Origin of the sequence: Fulvivirga imtechensis AK7 (assembly GCF_000331535.1) — a bacterium.
GTDB lineage: Bacteria > Bacteroidota > Bacteroidia > Cytophagales > Cyclobacteriaceae > Fulvivirga > Fulvivirga imtechensis.
Genome location: NZ_AMZN01000066.1, coordinates 80,332 through 101,289, shown reverse-complemented (window position 1 = coordinate 101,289; position 20,958 = coordinate 80,332). Strand labels below are relative to the sequence as shown.

Here is a 20,958-nt window from a genome sequence, read left to right as displayed (position 1 = left end):
TGTCATTATCCTCAAAATCAACTAAAGTTGTTGGTTGCCTCGGGATGACCATTTATTTTCAGGCATCTTATATCGAACTCACGTTAGATAATAAGTGTGGTGCGCTTTCCCATCGCATGAGTGTCTGCATAAAACAAGTCTCATCCGATGAATAATGTGTGAGAGTGGGAATCGGAAGTTATTTCCCTATCTGTCCTCTCACACCACTCGCCGTAGATACAGGCGGTTCCTTGCCTTTACACCTTAGTATGTGGGTGTTGTTTTAGCCATCCAAGCAAATTATGTAACTCTAATCTGTTTTCGGATCCCGTCCTATCTTCTGATTCGGAGCCTCCTTATGGAGCCTCTTACATTAACCTGAGTTCGATATAAAATGCTTAATAAAGGGCAGTCATCCTGATGTAAGAAAGGATCTTCCTAAGTTGTGAATAGTACCCTTAAACTCAGCAAGATTCTTCGTGCCTCCCCGAGGCAAGTTCGCAGCACATTCGGGTACAGGCAGAATGACCTTAAAAAGAGGTTTTTAGGTCTGTTTTTAGATACGAATACATTTTAATCGGTTCTACTATATCGAACTCACGTTACATTAATCTAGCCGGTAGCATTTCCATAGCCGTTAACTTAAGCATCCCGGTTGGGATGCAATATTGGTAGTCCAGGGTGAAATCCCGGGAAGGATTAAATTTTTAATGCGCCATATTCAGGCTTTGGAAGGGGTGAAGGCTATCTTGGCGCATCTATGGTTGCTTGAGAAAAGCTTCGATCCTACTGCTAACAGCGTGTGCCAAGGAAGCCTGTGTTTCATGGCTAAGCCTTCCTATGGCACATTCTACTTCCTTTTTAAACCCGGGGCTTCACCCCGGGCTACAAAGATTTGGCCCTTCTGGGGCTATATTTTCTTTTAAGTTAACGACTATGGGTAGCATTTCGGGACTTGCACCCTATAACTATCGCTCATGCCAGGCGCATAATAAAAAAGCGAACCTTCCGATTCGCTTTTTTATTAAACATAATGAGTCAATACTACCCAAGCGCTTCAGCTCCTGCTACAATTTCAAGGATTTCCTTTGTAATAGCAGCCTGGCGTGTTCTATTATAAGTCAATCTGAGTTCTTTCAATAACTCCCCGGCATTATCCGTTGCCTGATCCATGGCTGTCATACGTGCACCATGCTCGGCAGCGTTAGAATCAAGTATCGCTTTGAACACCTGTATCTTCAGCGATTTAGGAATAAGGTCACGTACGATCTCTTCCCTGGAAGGCTGGAAAATATAGTCTACCTGAAACAGGCTGCTGCCTATTTCTTCTGAGGGAACAACAGGTAAGAACTGCTCAACCCTCATGATCTGAGTGGCAACATTCTTAAACTCATTGTAGATAATCTCTACCTTATCATATTTGCCGTCCACGAAAGAATTCATGGCATATTCTGCTGCCTCTGTACTTTTTTCAAACGAAACAGGGGAAAACATATCCCAATAATCGGTAACCACTTTGTAATTCCGCTTGGTGAAGTAGTCGCGAGCCTTTTTGCCTATTGTGAGAATAGTGACATTGTCATTGCTGAATTGACGCTGGTACTTCTCTTTGATAGTTCTGTTTACAGCTTTAAAAACGTTGCTATTAAAAGCTCCGCATAACCCTTTATCAGAGGTGACAGCTATCAGCAACACCTTCTCCACCTGTCTTACCTCAGAGAATTTACCTTGCTCATCGTCTCCTCCCTGTGAAGACAGGTTTTGAAGCATACTATTAAGCTTCTGAGCATAAGGCCTCATCTGGGTAATACTGTCCTGAGCCCTTCTCAACTTCGCTGCCGCAACCATTTTCATGGCCTTTGTGATCTGCTGAGTAGATACTACAGATTGAATTCTTCCTTTTACCTCTTTTAAATTCGCCATTTGTCGAATCAAGTTTTATCATCGCTGAGTATAAACTCAGCGATGTGAAAAATTATTTTTAGTGAGCGTATTCTTTAGCAAGATCCTTAGCAACCTTCGCTAAAGTATCCGTAACGTTATCCTCCAGCTTTCCGGCTTTTAAAGCATCAAGCACATCTCTATGCTTATTCCTCAACATATCCAAGAAGTTACGCTCAAATTCTTTCACCTTCCCAACAGGAACATCATCTATAAATCCTTTCGTAGAAACGTAGATAATCGCAACCTGTTCCTCTACCGACACAGGAGAATACTGCGCCTGCTTTAGTATTTCGAGGTTACGTCTTCCTCTTTCAATAGTAAGCTTTGTAGCGGCATCAAGGTCAGATCCGAATTTAGCAAATGCCTCAAGTTCACGGAATTGCGCCTGATCAAGCTTCAATGTACCTGCCACTTTCTTCATAGATTTGATCTGAGCGGAACCTCCCACTCGTGACACTGATATACCCACGTTAATCGCTGGTCTGATACCAGAGTTAAACAGGTTTGTTTCAAGGAATATCTGACCATCTGTAATAGAGATCACGTTAGTTGGGATATAAGCAGAAACGTCACCAGCCTGTGTTTCGATAATGGGCAAAGCTGTTAATGATCCGCCACCTTTCACCATACCTCTGATAGATTCAGGAAGGTCATTCATCGCCTGAGCAATCTGGTCGTTCTGGCTGATCTTTGCTGCTCTTTCCAAAAGTCTTGAGTGTAGATAGAAAACGTCACCGGGATATGCCTCACGGCCTGGAGGTCTTCTTAACAGCAACGACACTTCACGATAGGCAACTGCTTGCTTTGACAAATCATCATAAATAACCAGTGCAGGTCGGCCAGTATCTCTGAAGAATTCGCCTATGGCAGCACCGGTAAACGGAGCAAAGAATTGCATAGGAGCAGGGTCAGCAGCAGAAGCGGATACTACCACACTGTAGTCCATTGCACCGGCTTTTTCCAAAGCTGCTACCACACCGGCAACTGTTGACGCCTTCTGGCCAACGGCCACATAAATACAGTAAACAGGCTCACCTCTTTCGTAAAACTCCTTCTGATTAATAATTGTATCAATAGCAACTGCAGTCTTACCAGTCTGACGGTCACCGATGATCAACTCTCTCTGTCCTCTTCCGATAGGGATCATTGAGTCAATCGCCTTAATACCAGTTTGCAGAGGCTCACTTACCGGCTGTCGGTAAATAACCCCTGGCGCTTTTCTTTCAAGCGGCATCTCATAGGTTTCTCCTTCTATAGGACCTTTACCGTCAATAGGATTACCCAAAGTATCCACAACACGGCCAACCATACCGTCACCGGCTTTGATAGAGGCAATTCTTCCCGTTCTCTTAACAGTATCTCCTTCTTTAATATCCTTGTAGTCACCCAAAAGTACGGCTCCCACGTTGTCCTCTTCCAGGTTGAGTACCAATGCCCTCAGGCCGTTTTCAAATTCCAGGAGTTCTCCTGACTGTGCTTTTGATAAGCCATAGATGCGTGCAACACCATCACCCACTACTAATACCGTACCTACTTCTTCAAGTTCGGCTTCAGTTCGGGCACCTGAGAGTTGCTCTCTTAATATCGCTGAAACTTCGTCTGGTCTTACGTCTGCCATTGTATTTCTTTCTTAAAATTAAAATTCTTTTATATATGGATTCTGACTGAACTGCAGTTCTAATTCCTTGAGCTTACTTCTCAGGGTGTCGTCAATTTGGCGGTCGCCAACTTTAAGTACGTACCCTCCAATAACATCCTTATCAACTATTTCTATAAGCTCCACCTTCTCTTTTGAAGACATCTTCTTTACAAGCTCTTCGAGCTTCAATCTTAAACCTTTATCCAAAGGCACCGCGGTAGTTACAGTAGCTAACTCTATACCCTTGTAGGCATTATATTGATTATGAAACTCTTTGGCAATTGCCGGAAGGGCAGCCTCACGATTCTTTCTGGTAATGATCTCAAAAAATGTCAGCGTCAGATCACTAGCCCTGCCTTTGAATATCTGTTCCAAAATAACCCCTTTCTTATCATGTTTAATTACAGGGTTTTTTAGCATTAATACAAAAGCACGATTTTCTTCACACACCTGCAGAAAAGACAGCATATCATTGTGTACTTCTTCAATAACCCCCTTTTCTTCAGCTAGTGCCAACAGGGATCTGGCATACCTGGATGCTACTCTGTATTCTGACATGTGTTAGTTAAGCTTAACTTCTTGTACAAAATCTTCAATTAGCTCCTTCTGAGCACTTTCATCAGAAAGCTTTTTTCTAAGCAGCTTTTCGGTGATCTCCAAAGAGAGTGCCGCTACCTGTGTTTTAACCTCTGCTAATGCAGCACGCTTTTCGTTATCGATAGCTGCTTTGGCGTCTGCTATCATTCTTTCAGCCTGTTTTCCGGCATCTGCCTTTGCTTCTTCCTTCAATGCAGCGGCCACTTCTCTCGCGTCTTTCAATATAGTATCTCTCTGCTGTCTGGCCTCATCTAATAGCTTTTCATTATCAGCTTTCAACTGAGCCATTTCCTGCTTCGCACGCTCCGCTGCATCAAGCGCATCCTGAATGGATTCTTCTCTGATCCTTAGGGATTGAACGATCGGTTTCCAGGCAAACTTTGTCAAAAGCAGTAGGAGAACCAGGAAAATAAGCGCCTGCATGATGAACAAGCCGGGCGAAAAGTCGTTTAACAACTGATCCATTATATATTATTTAGTGTTTTTGTTTATTCATTTAAAGAAACACATCTTGCGCCTACCGCAACAAGATGTGTTTTCCATGCTTCTGCATTATTTACCTAAGATCAAGGCTCCAAATGCCAGACCTTCCAATAATGCTCCAATGATAATCATGGCAGTTTGAATTTTACCGGCTGCCTCTGGCTGACGAGCAATACCTTCCATTGCTTTTCCACCAATCTGGCCAAGTCCAATTCCACCACCGATCACGATTAATCCTGCTCCAATTAAATTGTACATGTGAATTGATTTATATAATTAAACAAAAATTCTCTTTTAATGATGATCGTGCTCCTCAACGGCCATACCTATAAACAATGCCGACAACATTGTAAAGATATATGCCTGAAGGAATGCAACTAATATTTCTATAACCGTTATAAACAAGGCCAGGGCAAATGACATTCCCGTTGCAGCAATTGGTCCGAAAACCGCCTTCATCGTGATAGTCAGCGCAATAAGGCTCATCACCACAAAGTGACCCGCGGTAATATTTGCAAACAAACGGATAAGCAATGCAAAAGGCTTGGTAAATACTCCCAACAGTTCTATTGGCATCAGGAGTATCTTCATAGGAACAGGCACCCCCGGCATCCAGAAGATATGCTTCCAATAGTCCTTATTGCCACTAAACTGCACAATAAAAAATGTAAATAAAGCCAGGCAAACAGTTACAGCTATATTTCCAGTTACGTTAAAACCAAGTGGGGTAAGCCCCAGCAGGTTTAATAACCATATATAGAAAAATGCAGTTAGCAGGTATGGCATATAGCGGTCTGCCTTAGGCCCAATATTTGGTCTGGCGATCTCATCTCTAACATATATCACCAATGGTTCAAGCACTCTTCCAAAACCCTTAGGTATCGGTTTGTTTTTATAGTTTTTCGCCAGTGAAGCAAACCCAAATAAAAGGAGCGCTCCTGCAAATAACATCCCTACCACGTTTTTAGTGATAGACAGATCCAACGGCCTTGCATTGGTCGGGTGACGATCCTCATCATAGCTGATCTCTCCTTCGGCATTGGTTTTGTATATTTTACCGTGATATAATTTGTAATAATTTCCGTTAGATTCAGCAACGGCAGCTCCATGATGAAACTTTGATGACATGAAAACATGAAGCCCATCATCCCAAAGTATAACCGGCAGGGGGAAGCCAATGTGCTTACCCGATTCTCCAAGTGTAAACAGTGTAAAATCGTGAGCGTCTTGTAAGTGGTGCCTGATGTAGGCGTTAATTTCCTCCTGGGTATCTACGGCACCTCCATCTATCTGCTCATTTTCGCCAGTGCTTGAAGCAAAAGCTACATTTGAGAAAATCAAAAGTGCAAGTATTGATAAAAAGCTTGTAATTTTGTTTGACATCACCATGCTTAAAACGAATCCGTGATAAATTTGGGTGCAAAATTAAGCATTTCTCAATAAGATCAATCTTTTTTTTCAGAATGTTTCCAGCAAATTTCTCAATATTATTTGGTGTGCTGTTGTGCATTCATTAAACGTCCGCAATAGATCGCCTCAAGAACCAGGAAAAGAAACATCGGAATGATAATATATAGCCTTTCTACCAGGGTCAGGTCCTCTGCGCCTACAATAGTAGATTTAAATACAAGGACAAAAACACCTATTTTAATAAATACGGAAGCCAGATAAGCATATCCTACCTGAGAAGGCAGTTTGGCATTAAGGTATTCCACAGAAAGACAAATGATCACATATGAAATGAAATGAAAGAGGTACATGGCCACCAAAGAGAATGCCAGTGTTTGATCCAAAGAATTTAGCAGATAATGCTGGCTAGCATATAGTGACGTGGAAAGGATTAGCACAAGAATTGTAAAGGAGAAAAACCTTTTAATCATTTTCAGTCTGAGTTGGATTTGATCACTGTTCGTATGACCATAAAAATGGAGAGAAATACGGCAACCAATGTGAATATTTTCGAGTATAGTTCCGAAGCATTCCCCGTCTTCTGATCCAGATATTGCCCTAGTAAATGTCCAAAATAAATAGAAACGGCCATTTGAATCGCTAACCCGGAATACTTTATGTAGCTGTTATACCGCTTTGGCTCCTTCTTGTTTGAGGATTTTTGCTGTTCCATTCTCTCCTATATTGATCTCCTTCATGGTCACTCCCATTTTGCATCCGCCATTGAAAGTGGCTCCTGATTCAACAATAAGTTTATTGGTAACTATATCACCATAAACAGTTGATGTAGGTTTTAAGATCAATACATCAGTAATTTCAATGTTGCCCTTCAGCTCCCCCTCTACTTCAGCATTTTGAGCCAGAATATTGCCCTCTACCTGGGAAGATTGTCCTAACACAAGCTTTGACTTGGTTTTTATATTACCAACCACCTTTCCTTCTATACGAATATTTCCATAGGTCTCAATATTGCCTTCAAGAATAGTGCCCTTACCAATAATGTTACTTGAATTGCTGATCTGTTCTGCCACTTTGTGAGTTTCTTTTGAGGTAAACATGTTCCTTACTGTTTAAAAAGTTACAAATTCTTCCGGGTTAACAGAGTTTCCGTTATTCCACAACTCGAAGTGCAAATGAGGTCCATCGGTCAAATCACCGGTGTTGCCAATAATTGCTATAATTTCCCCAGCATTTACAAAACTACCAACTTTTTTTAATAGTTCAGCATTGTGCTTATAAACTGATATCAAATTGCCTCTGTGCTGAATAGCAATTACATAACCTGAATCCTGAGTCCATGACGACATAATGACGGTACCATCTGCCACGCTCTTCACCGGCTCATTTTTCTTTGCAACTATATCCACCCCAAAATGCCCGTCTTTTACATTGTAAGGCGCAGAAACAAACCCTGAAATTGGTGAGAAAAAAAATACTTCCTGCAATTCGTGATGGGTGCCGGGTGTAAAATTTAATAGCGAGAGATCCGTCTGCTCAAATTCCTGCCTAAATTGGGAATCTATAGGTGAAAGTTTCGTTACATCTATATTCTCGGTATTGATACGCTTATTGGCAGTGGCCGTCATATCATACTCCTGATACACCTCAATGGTGTCTCCACTCAACACACGTTGAAAGTTCTTGATAAAACGATCCTTTTCTTCCACCTCCTGGGCCAGAGAATCTACCTTTAAGGTAAGCTCATACAGGTTTTTATTGGCCTCTATCTGGGCATGCCTTGGATCAAACCATTGTGCAAGTAAAGTTTTTACCAACAAAAGGCTCAGTGCCATTAAAACGATGAACACGGTAACCGTTAAAAGTATTACTTTCGCGTAGGTAAAACTAAAAGTTGATTTTTCAGCAAAATTTTCCTCATTTCTTATAATCAGAAGATAGCGGTTAACCAACCAACTTGAAAGTGTCTTTCTAGCCTTCAATTTGCTGCGGATTAAAATTTGGGGAACAAAAATAGATATTATAAACTATTATTGTATTAATTATCATAAATTTTACGTTTCATCAGTGAAATGCTCAAACTTGCAGAATTGACTCCGGGAGTTGAGAATTATCCTATGAACACTTGAATAGTTAAAACGAATAAAAATAACATTGATACGTTTGAGGCACTATTTTTTTCACGCTTTGGTAGCTATTTCTATCATTTTGGCATCTTGCTCGGCTGAACGAAAAAATATCATTAGCAAGACCTATCATAATACTACCGCACGATATAACGCCTATTTCTATGCTAAGGAAAATATACGGGAAATCAAAAACATTGTAAAGGAAAACTATGACAACGACTATAATAAGGTACTCCAAATATATCCTAAGATTGACTCCACATTAGCCAACAGCTACCAGGATCAGGTGGATGAGTGTATAAAAAAAGCCTCAATCGCCATTCAGCGGCATAAAAACAGCAAGTGGGTAGATGACAGTTATATTTTAATAGGCCAGGCACGGTTCTATAGCCTTGACTATGTGAATGCCATAGAAACGTTTAAGTATGTCAATACAAAAAGCGAAGATCCCAATGCACGACATAATGCACTGGTCCATCTGCTTCGAACCTTTACCGATTACCAGGAATATAATAATGCCATTGCAGTTTCTGACTATTTAAAAAAATATAAACTCAACAAAGAAAACACTAAAACGCTCTTTATAAACCGTGCTCATTATTATCAGGTGCAGGAGGATTACGACCACATGGTGCGCAACCTTGTTCAGGCAGCTCCTTTACTCAAAAAGAAAGACGGTAAGGGCAGGATCTACTTTATTATTGGTCAGGTATATCAGATGCTGGGCTTTGAGGCAGAAGCCTATAACTTTTATAAAAAATGCATCGCCAGCAATCCTGCCTACGAACTTGACTTCTATGCCCGGCTTTACATGGCACAGGTTACTCAACTCAATAGATCCAGCGATTTGAAAGCAGCCCGAAAACTCTTCCGGCAGCTATTAAAAGACAAGAAAAACAAAGAGTTTAAAGACAAGATATACTATGAGATGGCTGAATTTGAAATCCGTCATGGTAATCTTCAAGAGGGTATTGAATTCCTTAAATCATCAGTTCGGGAAAGCGTCAATAACACCAGACAAAAAGCTCAATCTTATCTGAAGTTGGGTGAAATTCACTATGACAGCCTCAGGAAATACGAAACAGCAAGTGCATATTATGACAGCACTATTTCAGTTTTACCTCAGGATCATGAAAATTATGCCCAGATCAAGGAAAGACAAGGGGTGTTGCAGGATTTCGTTAAGCAATTGAATACCATTCATCTTCAGGATAGTTTGCTGGCCCTGTCAGAACTGGACTCCTCATCAATAAAGCTTCGTATAGCTGCACACCTTGAAGCTGAAGCAGAAAAGGAGAAAGAACGCGAAGAACTCGAAAAAAGAAGAGCAAGAAGAAATAATCTGGAGCAATTGCGCCAGGGGACAGGTATCGGTTCTACCGGATGGTATTTTGATAATCCTTCCGCAACGGCGCTGGGACAGACCGAGTTCAAACGGGTATGGGGTGATCGCCCTCTGGAGGATAACTGGAGAAGGTCTAACAAGCGTACTGTGGACCGCTTTGAAGAGGAGACAGATGATGTAGAACCCATTACCGAGGCTGGTGATGTGGAAGATGAGGCCGTTGATGGTGTTCCGGAGACCTCTCAGGCAGACGCTTTATATGCTCAAATACCGTTTTCCCCGGAAGCCAAGGCACAAGCCCTTGATCAGATAGAGCAGGCTTATTACAGACTGGGAAGCATATACTACTTTAACCTGCATGAAGAGGAAAATGCAGCAACAGCCTTCCAAACATTGCTCACGAGATTTCCCGATACAGAAAATGAAGCCGAAGTATTATATCACCTTTACCTGATCCACAAAAATTTAGGGCTAGATACAGAACCATATAAAAGTCGTTTGCTTGCTGAATACCCCAATACAACGTATGCCAAGCTGCTGGCTAATCCAAATTATACAGAAGAGAGCACGGCTGCCAACGAACAATTAAAGAAGATATACAGAAATGCTTATCAGTTGTATGAAAACAGCCAGTTTGAAGCGGCACTGGATACATTAAACAGGGGATTGAACACTTATCAGGAGACGGTTTTCACTCCTCGTCTCAAGCTTTTAAAAATATTGATCACCGGGAAAACAGAAGATATAAATTTATACCAGTACCAACTATCTGAGTTCATTGAACTCCACCCGGATAGCGATATTACCCCATATGCAAAGCAACTTTTAGAAGCATCAAAAAACTTCCTGGAAAAACAAAGGCGGTTACTGGGTACTGAATTTGTGAAATATTTCCAACAGGAGCATTATCTGGTGATCGTTTATGAATCAGGGAAAAAGCTTACCGAAGCAATTTATCCGCTTGTTACAACTTTTAATGACACAGAATTTCCAGAGGCAGACCTAAAAACCAGCAACCTCATACTTAATGAGCAATACGCTATGACTATGGTTTCGGGAATAGCAGATATGCAGCAAGCTGTAACATATTATAAAAAATTCTTAGGTGCAGATGCAATTTCCGAGAAAACACAGAACTCAAAATTTTATAAATTTGTAATCACCAAGGACAATTTCAATATTTTTTATCAAAGCAAAGATCTTGAGGCCTATTTAAGGTTCTTCAATAAAAACTACACCAATGGACTTTAAAAATTTTTTTAATAAGCAGCGCAAAGTCTTTAAAATACTTGTCATTGCAATCTGGATATTTCTATTGGGAGGGGTATTCCTGGGGGGAATATACATCTGGAGTGTACAGACCGATTTCATGGGCTTATACGGTGGTATGCCTAGTTTAAAAGCATTAGAAAATCCGGAAAATGACCTTTCTTCTGAATTATTATCTGCCGATGGCGTCTCACTGGGAAGGTACTTCCGGTATAACAGAAGCCAGGTCACCTATGATGAACTTTCAGAAGATCTTGTAAACACATTACTGTTGTCTGAAGATCATCGCTATTTTGATCACAGTGGAATGGATTTCGTGGCATACCTAAGGGTAATCAAAGGTATACTAACACTTAACTACGCGGGCGGTGGCAGTACCATTACACAACAGTTGGCCAAAAACCTCTATACCCAGGATGAAGAACTGGAAGGCAAAATCGCCTCACTGGGAGGTTACCCAAAACGGATTGTCGAAAAAACAAAGGAATGGATAATATCCGTATACCTGGAACGGAATTTTACCAAAAAAGAAATACTAGCCATGTACCTTAATACTGCAGAATTCGGCAGTAATGCATATGGCATAAAAACTGCTGCTGAAACTTTCTTCAACAAACAACCTGGAGAGCTCAACCTCCAGGAGTCAGCAGTGCTTGTAGGCTTACTTCAGGCTGTTACATTTTTTAATCCCGTAAGAAATTATGAAAACTCGATAGCCAAGAGAAATGAAGTATTATACAAGGTGTACAAACACGGATACAAGATAAACACCCGGCAAGAATATGATTCCATAGCTGCTCTTCCTATTGAACTGGACTATGATGTAGCAAATCAAAATAAAGGATTGGCTACCTACTTCAGAAGTGTTATCAGAAACGACCTGATGGCATGGTGCAGAGAGAACGGCTATGACTTATGGGAAGATGGTCTGAAAATATATACCACCATTGACAGCCGTATGCAACGCTATGCTGAAGAAGCTATGAAAGAGCACATGGCTGAGCTGCAAAAACTATTTGATGAGCATTGGAATGGTAAGAATCCCTGGATAGACGAGAAAGGCAGGGAAATCCCAAATTTCCTTAACGATCGTTTCAAAAGAACTGACCACTACAGGGCGTTGGTTGAGAAGTATGGAGAAGGGTCGGACTCCATTAAGATCATGATGAACATGCCCCACGAGATGACTGTATTTACATGGAATGGCGAAAAAGATACGGTAATGAGTCCAATGGATTCTCTTAATTATTACAAGCGCTTCCTCCAAGCCGGCCTGATGTCAATGGAGCCACATACAGGACACATTAAGGCCTGGGTAGGTGGTGTTGATCATAAATTTTTCAAATATGACCACGTAAAGCAAGGAAAAAGGCAACCAGGCTCTACTTTTAAAGCATTTGTATATGGTGCGGCCATAGAGCAAGGCTATCCTCCATGCTATGAAGTTGTTGACATTGCCATCACCATTCCTGTTCCCGGTGGTACATGGACGGCCCCAAACGCAGATGGCACCTATGGCACAGGTGACAAAATGACTATTAGACAAGGAATGGCCCGGTCAGTAAATACCATTACGGCATACCTGATGAACCAGGTGAAACCGCAAAACGTTGTCGATTTTGCTCACCGCGTAGGCATAGAAAGTCATTTGGATGCAGTGCCTGCCCTGGCTCTCGGAGTTAGTGACGTATCAGTATATGAGCTTGTTGGCGCATACAGTACTTTCGCCAATCAGGGCATCTATACGAAACCCTATTATATTACCAAAATAGAAGATAAAAATGGTAATATAATTGAAAACTTCGTACCGAAAACACGACAAGCGATTAGCCAGCAAACCGCCTACAAAATGTTATATATGCTTAAAGGTGGTGTAGAAGAACGAGGAGGGACCTCGGCAGGGATAGATATGGAACTAAAGATCGACAACGAGATAGGGGGTAAAACCGGCACAACAAACAATGCTTCAGACGGTTGGTACATGGGCATAACAAAAGATCTGGTAACCGGAGTTTGGGTTGGAGGAGACGAACGAAGCATCCATTTCAGGAACTGGTACCTTGGACAAGGAGCAAAAACGGCACGTCCCATCTGGGAAAAGTATATGCTAAAGGTATATAAAAATCAAGAGTTGGGTTATACCAAAGGTACATTTCAGCGACCTGTCGGTGGCATAGATGTAAACCTCGATTGTAGCAGGTACAATACTGTTGAATCCGATTCCACCGTCATAGAGGAGGAACCTGCCTGGAATCCGAACGATTTTCAATAAAAGTTTAAAGATGATCCATGGAGGTACCCAGGTATTCGATAGAGCAGCGCAGTTCATTGCCTAATGCCCCGGGAGTATATAAATTTTTTACCACTGACAATGAATTAGTATATGTAGGGAAGGCAAAAAACATAAAAAAACGTGTCAACAGCTACTTTAGTAAATCTCATCAGCTTAATAGAAAAACAAGAAAGCTGATCTCCGAGATCCATTCGATGGAATTCGCGTTGGCCAACTCAGAGTTTGATGCGCTTTTGCTTGAAAATAACCTCATCAAGCAAAATCAACCCAAGTACAACATCCTGTTAAAAGATGATAAAACCTTCCCATATATTTGTATTGTCAATGAAAGGTTTCCGCGTATAATTTCTACGAGAAAGTTCGACCCCTCATTTGGTGAATATTTTGGGCCTTTTTCCAGTGTGGTAGCCATGAAAAATGTACTTGACCTTCTACGCAAGCTCTATACGATCAGAACATGCAAGCTCAACCTCTCTGAAAAAAACATCGAGCTTGGCAAATTTAAAATCTGTCTCGAATATCACATCGGAAACTGCAAAGGCCCTTGTGAAAATCTTCAAAGTCTGGCAGAGTATAATACGGAGATAGAGCAGGCCAAAAATATCTTAAAAGGTAATTTGTCAATCGTGCGGAATCATTTCAAGGAGCAGATGCTGGAAGCCTCCAAGGATCTGAATTTTGAAGTAGCACAACGATTTAAAGATAAGATAGATCTCTTGGATAAATTCCAAACCAAATCGACAGTGGTGAATCCGAAACTTTCAGAATTAGATGTATTTACTATTGTAAGTGAAAAACAAGTCGCTTTTGTCAATTACCTGCAAATCAAGAACGGGGCAATAATACTCGCCAAAACGGTAGAGATTAAGAAAAAATTAGAAGAGAGTGACGAGGACATACTCGGCCTGGTGGCCGTGGAGCTACGCGACCAACATAGTAGTGAGCATAAAGAAATTGTCTCCAACGTGCCCCTTGTCTTAACAGAACATATTAATAACACCGTACCTAAAATAGGAGACAAACGAAAGCTGGTTGAGCTTTCTCTTAAAAATGCACTTGAGTACAAACGTGAAAAACTAAAATCTTCAGGCAAACAAAAGAAAAACGAAACATTGATGCAGCTAAAAATGGACCTGAGGCTCCCGGAAATACCTGAATATATAGAATGCTTTGACAACAGTAATCTGCAAGGTACAACCCCTGTCGCGTCAATGGTGTGTTTTAAAGATGGCAAACCCTCAAAAAAGGATTATAGGCATTTTAATATTAAAACTGTTGAGGGGGCCAATGACTTTGCATCGATGAAGGAAATCGTATACCGCAGGTATCGCAGGTTGCAGGAAGAAGACCTCCCCTTACCGCAGTTGATTGTAATAGATGGTGGCAAAGGACAGTTAAGCAGCGCCTGTGAGGCTCTCAGGGAAATATCTCTTTATGGAAAAATACCTATTATTGGCATTGCCAAAAGATTGGAAGAAATATATTTTCCAGAGGATTCCGTACCTATTCATATCAACAAAAAATCTCCTTCACTATTCCTCTTGCAAAGGGTTCGGGATGAGGCGCATAGGTTTGCTATTACCTTTCATCGCCAGAAAAGAAGCAAGGCCAGCTTCAACACCGAACTGGAATCAATCAAGGGAATCGGTAAGGAAACGACCGACAAACTTTTAAAACAGTATAAATCGACTAGAAAGATCAAAGAACTTTCACTAAAACAGCTATCAGAGGCTATCGGAGCCAGCAAAGCTCAATTAGTTTTCAAGCATTTTCATAATTGATCACTGCACTTCCGTCTACACATGAGGCCACACCCATAAAGACATTTCGGTCGTGGTGATTGGAGGCATGGAGGGAGTGGTATTTTTAAGAGATAGGTTCGATAGTATAAGCGGTTAAAGTGTACTCGTATCTAAAAACCTTCCTTTAACAACATCATTCTTTTTAACGTCATCCCGGTAGAATGAAGAATTCAATCTGCCTAACGCATATATTCAAAGGGAGTCTTCTTTCCTACATCCCAATAGACGAGTGAGGGGCATGATCATCAAAGACAAATTGATGAATTAATGTCTAAAAACATCAAAAAAAAAGCAGCCAATGGCTGCTTTTTTTGTCGTTATCCGTTGGATCAATATTCCCAAAGGTTATGTTCCTTTTCCATCAACTGCATCTCCCACCACTCAGATGCCATAACTGCTTCCATTCTGTTTTTATACATATCAACAATAGGATCATCATCCGGATTTTCAAACTTGAATAATGAAGCTCTGAAAAGCCTTAGATCAAATGCATCAGCAAAGTTCTTGTTCTCAGCGCTATTATATCTGTTAATCCAGATGGCTTTCTCGGGATGGTCTTTAAACAACTTGTGAAGATCTTTATATTTAAGAACTACAAGTGGCAGTTGCACCCCATCTAAAGTTTCTGAACCGGGAATTATTAATTGCAAAGATTGTGGCTTATGATAAAGTCTGGATCTCCTTTTGTCAAAGATCACGTCTTCCATTAACATCATAAGACTTATCTGACGAGGCAGAAACAGAATAGCGTCACCTACACCAGGAGTTTCCTCCCAATCATCCGGCGCCTCCGATGGAACTGATCTGACTTCGTCAAATATAGCCGAGTAAACAATCCCGTTATACCTTACCTGATCACCTTCATAATATTCAACACCACGTTGCCATTCGTCAATTTTCAACCCTTCCTGATAGACCATCTTATTAAGAAAATCATCTTTACTCATTTTAGTCGTTAAAGAGTCATTTACATAAAGATCAGCTATTTCTCCAGACTTAATTGCATCGAGAATAAAATCTGTAATTTCTCCACCTCTTGCAAAAAAACCTTTGTTCTGTTTTTCCTTAAGATCGATCATTCTCCAGACCCTACGTTTAAACAGGTGCTCGTATCTTGGAATAGGTTCTATTGAATTAGGATTATACTGCTCCAATTCGCTCAATTGAGCCTGCATCGGAGTCGCCAAAAATCCTACTAAGACAACTAAGATATATTTCTTAAACTTCATCATGTCCACGCCTAAATTTGTTAGTCAATCGGAATACTATAAATTGTAGTAGCCGGCTTTACCCTTTCATTGTCACCCTGATAAGTTCTCCTGAGCACATTCTCAACCTTAATAATCAGGTTATCGCCCTTTCTGAACTCACTTCTCCAGGCTCTGAGGTCAATATTTTCAGAGGTAAAATCCTCCGCACGAATTTGTCTTCCGGCTCTAGCCAATTTCACATTTACTTTTTGCACTCTGTATCGAGCATCATTGGGAACCTCCCTTGCAAAGTTTTCATCAGCTTGTGCACTCACTTTAATTGCAGTCAAAGCTGCGGCAGCAACACCTTTTTCAAAATCTACAGGTCGGTTTCTAGAGGTGATCTCAATGTTTGGAGGTGGCACCTTCTTAACATCAAACGTTTCAGTACCTAAAACATTGCCATCATTACTCACTGTTAGTTTAACTTTACTTCTACCTTCAGGGATAACCGTTACCAATCCGGTTCTGTTACCCTTGATGGTTTTTGCCCCAGTAGAAGAGAAGGCAGGATTATATGCAGTTCCCAAAGCGGGCACCTGAATATCCAATTCATTGCCACAGTTCATATAAAGGGCCTGTAAAGCAGCAGAACGCACCTGAATAACAGGCTTCACCACGAAGTACTTATGCTTTATTTTATAAGTAGAGTCGTTGAGTGAGATCTCAGCCTCAAAGCTCTGTTCAGCAGTCAATGTCTTTGAATCATAATTGCTTGCCGCAGCGGTGAACTCGATCTTACCATATTTTATGCCATTCTCTGTTACATTTGACGGTACCTCTTTACCATTATACATAAATACGGGATTGATACCTGAAGATGAAGCCGTAATAAACAGATCTGCCTCAAACTTACCGCCGGCAGCAACAGTATTAGAGGACGGTCTTACCAATGGCACGATCTGATCGAACTCAACATCTTTGGCACCCACCTGCTCTGCAAGCTTTGAAAGAGCACGAGCCTCATAGTTTAGCACCTCCGTTTCCAGGTGGCTAATAGTAGCCATACCAGCCGCAGTTGGGGTATTTCCAAAGTAATAATCAGCAAAATCCTTATTCCTCTGGTTCTCATCATTTTTGGCTATATCAATGTCTTTGGCATCTTTCGCCAAAGCCGCAAATTGATCACCAGTCAGCGCCTCCAATTGCTTAGCGTAGTCGTTTAGCTTCTTCTTCAGCACATCTCCTTCACCTTTTTTTATCATATAGTTGCCTACGATGTCATAATCTTTAGCACCTACTAACTGACCATTTTCGTCTCTACCTCCTGTGATTTCGACCATTTTCTCTCTCAGGTCGCTCATGTATTTGATAGTTTCATTAGTCAGTTGGTTAACTTTCTTTGCTTTATCAAGGGCCGCCACATCAGCGGCTCTGTCACCTTTCTTGGCAACCTCGGCAGTAATAGCGGACAGGGTGTTGGTATTTTTTTCCTCCATCTCCTGACCAGAACGTCTGAGCGCCTCATCGATAAATACAAACTTTTCGAGTACCGCATTACTTACCTGTAGCGCCAACAGGGCAGTAAGAACGAGGTACATCATACCTATCATCTTCTGTCTTGGGGTTTCTTTTCCACCAGCCATGTTAGAATCGTTTTGTTAATGAATAAATCATAATATCTTACTCCTAATATTACCCTTGTTGATTAGGGCGTCCACCTCTCATGGCTGTAAGCATATCGCCATACACCCTGTTGAGAGAAGTCAGGTTACCAGTCAGTTTATCCAATTCGTTGGCAAATGACTTGGTTTTTTCACCTGCTGTCGTCATTCCTTCAAGAGCGCCAGCCATATTTGTATAGAATTTATTCATTGCTTTTACATGGCTATCCGCATCTTTTAGCTCCATCTCATAAACAGCATTCAGGGCGCTCAGATTCTTAGTAACATTTTGTACTTGAGTGTGGTATTCTTTAGAATCTTTAGTGGCATCTGCCATAGCTGCCATTGCCTGTGCTGTTGTAGCATAGGATTTATTCATTTCCGACAATGAATGTGAAGCGGATTTCACATTTTTTGCATAATCGTTGGTGGCTACTGCCGCATCTGCAAGACTGGACATCTTAGATGCAGAATCAGCCATATTCTTCATACCTTTTCCAAGGCTTTCGATTAATTCAGGACCTATTTTAGCTTTTTCCATCATTTTATCCAGCTCCTGTGTGGGAGAAACGCCTGGTTTGTTGGAAAGCCTGGGAGAGGTAGCGGATCCCTCATAATCCTCAGATAGTTCAGGATATACTTTAGACCAATCCGGCTCTGAATGAGGTGGTTCAAATGCACTTAAAAAGAAGATGATGGCTTCTGTGGTCAAACCTATCATCAGCATTTGGTTTGCACCTTCCAAATGCAAGATTTTGAACATCGCACCTATAATAACTACTGCAGCACCTATACCATATACCTTAGGCATAATGGTCCTAAATAGAAGTTCTGCAAATCCGCCTTTTTTTCTACTCATTGTCTTAAGGTTTTTAATTTAATGAAAGTTAATTTTAATGGGTTTGATAATAAAAATCAAAAAGTTAAAACTCGGTTCCCGATGATCTTCCTAAATGTGTCATTGCGTTACGGAAACCTATATAAGCTCTGACAGAATCCTTAAACTCATATGTTCTTGTTCCTGTTTCCAGGAAATACGCCACATCTTTCCATGATCCTCCACGGATCACCTTTTTTGGCAGGATGTTAGGATCATATTGAGGACTGTTCGGATCTGTTCTCTTATCTATAAACTGAGGGTTCAAATCCCACACAGTTGGCACAGAAATGGGGCTAAAGTCATCAAGACACCACTCCGAAACATTACCAGCCATGTCATACAATCCGTAGTCATTGGCAAAATAGGACGCCACAGGAGCTGTATAAGCAAACCCATCGTCATAAAAGTTCCCACGGCCGGGTTTAAAATTTGCTAACATACAACCCTTAGAATTTCGAATATATGGATTTCCCCAGGGATACTTGGCCATATCTCTTCCTCCCCGGGCTGCATACTCCCATTCAGCTTCGTTGGGCAATCTGAAAGATGGCATAGGCACCTCTCCGATACTTCTTCTGTAATCAGCCCAGTAGTTGGTTCTCCACTTGCTGAAGTATACAGCAGCTTCCCAATCAACTCCTACGACAGGATAGTCGTCATAGCCCGGATGCCAATAGTAATAGTCTTGTACAGGATCTCCCATGTGATGAGCGAAATCACGTACCCAAACGGTGGTATCAGGATAGTATTCACTCATAATGGTTTCCTCGCCAAGTATACTAATAGAATCTTCCATTAAATGGTTGATAAACTGGCGATACTCATTATTTGTGATCTCGGTGTCATCCATATAGAAAGACCCGATCGTTATTTGCTTGTTGAAGTTGATTTGAGTTGACGCTGGATCTTCATCTGCCTGGCCCATGTGAAATGTTCCGGCAGGTATTGGTACCATACCATATGGCAGTGTCATTACCCATCCTTCTCTTCCGGGCACACCTACCAATTCGCCCTGGTCACCTCCTCCGCCGCCGAGGCCTAAGAGTCCACAACCTCCTAATATTGCTGGCGCCAACAACAACAATGAGTAGAGGATTCTTCTTTTTACTTTACGCATAACACTTTTCTTTAAAACCTTTAACTTAATTAATTTAAGCTAAAGCCAACCATGTTTATTTTTCTAACTTTTTAAAGTGGAAATATATAAAAAAAAATCTATTTAAAATCTTCCGAATTAGTTTTTAACTAAAGATGACAAAAAAACCAGTTTCTCAAATTGTATAATTTATTATTAAAAGCAAAATAATTTAAATCTTTTAGTGCCTGAACCTGGGTGTGCGTACCACTTTTTTACCAGTACCAGGGTTCACAGGTAGTTGGTAGCTAAGGATAACTTCATGCGTTGTAGGTTCTTTGGCATCCTGATCTTTTACTACGTACCCAAAGGAGTAGCCAAAACTCAACGAGCGATCTTTCAAAAAATTGTATCCCAGCAAAAGATTGACATCATCAGACTGGCGGAATGCAACCCCTCCCCAAATCTGATCTTTATAGTAGGCCATGCCTCCAACTATGAAACTAAATTCATTAAAATCACTCTGCACCAAAAAAGAGGGTGAAAGCTTCAAATCAAAATTCACCTCGTGTATATACCCGAAAGTAAAATAAGCATGATTCTCCAAAGCATTTCTTACAGAATTGACTCCGAAATTAAATTCGGACTTAAGAATATGATTAACGCTAAGTCCTGCGTAGTATTTTTCCGACCTGAAGTAGACGCCAAGCGCCATATCCGGTCTCATTTGCGATTCTTTACCATTTTTATCCGCCAAAACTGGATCATCCGGGTCTATTGCACGGTATTTGTCATAGTCAAAAGACTGCGAAAAAACGCCCGCCCGGAAGCCAAAGCTAAGCTTGGAGTTCCTGATGCCTAAGTGGTATGCATATGACAGTTGTACCTCGAGATTGTTCTGTGGGCCCAGGTTGTCATTTACCACATGCGCACCAAAACCACTTCTAAACCTATATATAGGTGTAGTCATACTAAATACTTGAGTGGTAGGGGCTCCGCCATCTTCAAATGTGCCCTGATACCCAAGCCATTGAGACCTGTGCAACAATGTCAACTGAGTAATACCCTCCGTGCCGGCAAAGGCAGGGTTGTAGTATAACGCATTTTTCATGTAGTATGAAAACTGCGCATCTTGCTGGGCGTTGGCTGCGTTAAGGCTAAAAAATAACGCCCCTAACCATATGTAAAAAATAATCCTTTGCATATCTATAGTCAAAAGCAGTCTTAAATATAAGGTTTTTTTGACAATAGATTCAAGAACT

18 protein-coding genes are annotated in these 20,958 nt (G+C 41.1%); 3 read left to right on the top strand and 15 right to left on the bottom strand.

Annotation, left to right across the window (positions count from 1 at the left end):
- Nucleotides 1–1,023: 1,023 nt before the first annotated feature.
- The 10 genes from atpG to C900_RS18970 all read right to left on the bottom strand — a co-directional run bounded on the left by atpG (nt 1,024) and on the right by C900_RS18970 (nt 8,031).
- Nucleotides 1,024–1,902, bottom strand: a complete 879-nt coding sequence (gene atpG / locus C900_RS19010) for an ATP synthase F1 subunit gamma (RefSeq protein ID WP_009581793.1) — start codon at nt 1,900–1,902, stop codon at nt 1,024–1,026.
- Between the two features lie 58 nt (nt 1,903–1,960).
- Nucleotides 1,961–3,541, bottom strand: a complete 1,581-nt coding sequence (gene atpA / locus C900_RS19005) for a F0F1 ATP synthase subunit alpha (RefSeq protein WP_009581792.1) — start codon at nt 3,539–3,541, stop codon at nt 1,961–1,963.
- Nucleotides 3,542–3,559: 18 nt separating this feature from the next.
- Nucleotides 3,560–4,120, bottom strand: coding sequence for an ATP synthase F1 subunit delta (gene atpH / locus C900_RS19000; protein ID WP_009581791.1), 561 nt, complete (start codon nt 4,118–4,120; stop codon nt 3,560–3,562).
- Nucleotides 4,121–4,123: 3 nt separating this feature from the next.
- Nucleotides 4,124–4,624, bottom strand: a complete 501-nt coding sequence (locus C900_RS18995; RefSeq protein ID WP_009581790.1) for a F0F1 ATP synthase subunit B — start codon at nt 4,622–4,624, stop codon at nt 4,124–4,126.
- Nucleotides 4,625–4,711: 87 nt separating this feature from the next.
- A complete protein-coding gene (atpE, locus tag C900_RS18990; protein WP_004569351.1) occupies nt 4,712–4,900 on the bottom strand; it encodes an ATP synthase F0 subunit C in 189 nt (62 codons plus the stop codon).
- Between the two features lie 36 nt (nt 4,901–4,936).
- Nucleotides 4,937–6,025 (bottom strand): F0F1 ATP synthase subunit A, encoded by a 1,089-nt coding sequence (atpB, locus tag C900_RS18985; protein WP_009581789.1) that lies wholly within the window; start codon nt 6,023–6,025, stop codon nt 4,937–4,939.
- 104 nt (nt 6,026–6,129) lie between these two features.
- Complete coding sequence (locus C900_RS18980) at nt 6,130–6,522, bottom strand: DUF6168 family protein (protein WP_083867531.1); 393 nt, start codon at nt 6,520–6,522, stop codon at nt 6,130–6,132.
- 2 nt (nt 6,523–6,524) lie between these two features.
- A complete protein-coding gene (locus tag C900_RS31055) occupies nt 6,525–6,764 on the bottom strand; it encodes an AtpZ/AtpI family protein (RefSeq protein ID WP_083867530.1) in 240 nt (79 codons plus the stop codon).
- Complete coding sequence (locus C900_RS18975) at nt 6,718–7,149, bottom strand: bactofilin family protein (protein ID WP_009581786.1); 432 nt, start codon at nt 7,147–7,149, stop codon at nt 6,718–6,720. Before C900_RS18975 ends, C900_RS31055 begins: the two co-directional genes overlap by 47 nt.
- Nucleotides 7,150–7,161: 12 nt before the next feature.
- Nucleotides 7,162–8,031 carry a M23 family metallopeptidase gene (locus C900_RS18970; RefSeq protein ID WP_040497106.1) on the bottom strand — a complete coding sequence of 290 codons (870 nt, stop codon included), beginning with the start codon at nt 8,029–8,031 and terminating at the stop codon, nt 7,162–7,164.
- A gap of 181 nt (nt 8,032–8,212) precedes the next feature.
- On the opposite strand from C900_RS18970, the gene porW reads away from it, so the two are divergent.
- From porW to uvrC, 3 genes are read left to right on the top strand one after another with little or no spacing between them, the layout of a single operon-like run.
- Nucleotides 8,213–10,774, top strand: a complete 2,562-nt coding sequence (porW, locus tag C900_RS18965; protein ID WP_009581784.1) for a type IX secretion system periplasmic lipoprotein PorW/SprE — start codon at nt 8,213–8,215, stop codon at nt 10,772–10,774.
- Complete coding sequence (locus C900_RS18960; protein ID WP_009581783.1) at nt 10,764–13,064, top strand: penicillin-binding protein 1A; 2,301 nt, start codon at nt 10,764–10,766, stop codon at nt 13,062–13,064. The genes porW and C900_RS18960 overlap by 11 nt, the downstream gene beginning before the upstream one ends.
- Before the next feature lie 17 nt (nt 13,065–13,081).
- On the top strand, nt 13,082–14,866 hold the full coding sequence (gene uvrC, locus C900_RS18955) for an excinuclease ABC subunit UvrC (RefSeq protein WP_009581782.1): 1,785 nt from the start codon (nt 13,082–13,084) through the stop codon (nt 14,864–14,866).
- Nucleotides 14,867–15,216: 350 nt separating this feature from the next.
- Here the strand turns inward: uvrC and porN are convergent, their stop codons facing one another.
- From porN to C900_RS18930, 5 genes are all read right to left on the bottom strand, one after another.
- Entirely contained in the window at nt 15,217–16,119 is a 903-nt protein-coding gene (gene porN / locus C900_RS18950; RefSeq protein ID WP_051052906.1) for a type IX secretion system ring subunit PorN/GldN, read from the bottom strand.
- Nucleotides 16,120–16,136: 17 nt separating this feature from the next.
- Nucleotides 16,137–17,723, bottom strand: a complete 1,587-nt coding sequence (gene porM / locus C900_RS18945) for a type IX secretion system motor protein PorM/GldM (RefSeq protein ID WP_009581780.1) — start codon at nt 17,721–17,723, stop codon at nt 16,137–16,139.
- 49 nt (nt 17,724–17,772) lie between these two features.
- Complete coding sequence (gene porL / locus C900_RS18940) at nt 17,773–18,600, bottom strand: type IX secretion system motor protein PorL/GldL (RefSeq protein ID WP_009581779.1); 828 nt, start codon at nt 18,598–18,600, stop codon at nt 17,773–17,775.
- A gap of 64 nt (nt 18,601–18,664) precedes the next feature.
- A complete protein-coding gene (porK, locus tag C900_RS18935; protein WP_009581778.1) occupies nt 18,665–19,738 on the bottom strand; it encodes a T9SS ring complex lipoprotein PorK/GldK in 1,074 nt (357 codons plus the stop codon).
- Between the two features lie 199 nt (nt 19,739–19,937).
- Complete coding sequence (locus C900_RS18930; protein WP_009581777.1) at nt 19,938–20,900, bottom strand: PorP/SprF family type IX secretion system membrane protein; 963 nt, start codon at nt 20,898–20,900, stop codon at nt 19,938–19,940.
- Between the last annotated feature and the right edge of the window lie 58 nt (nt 20,901–20,958).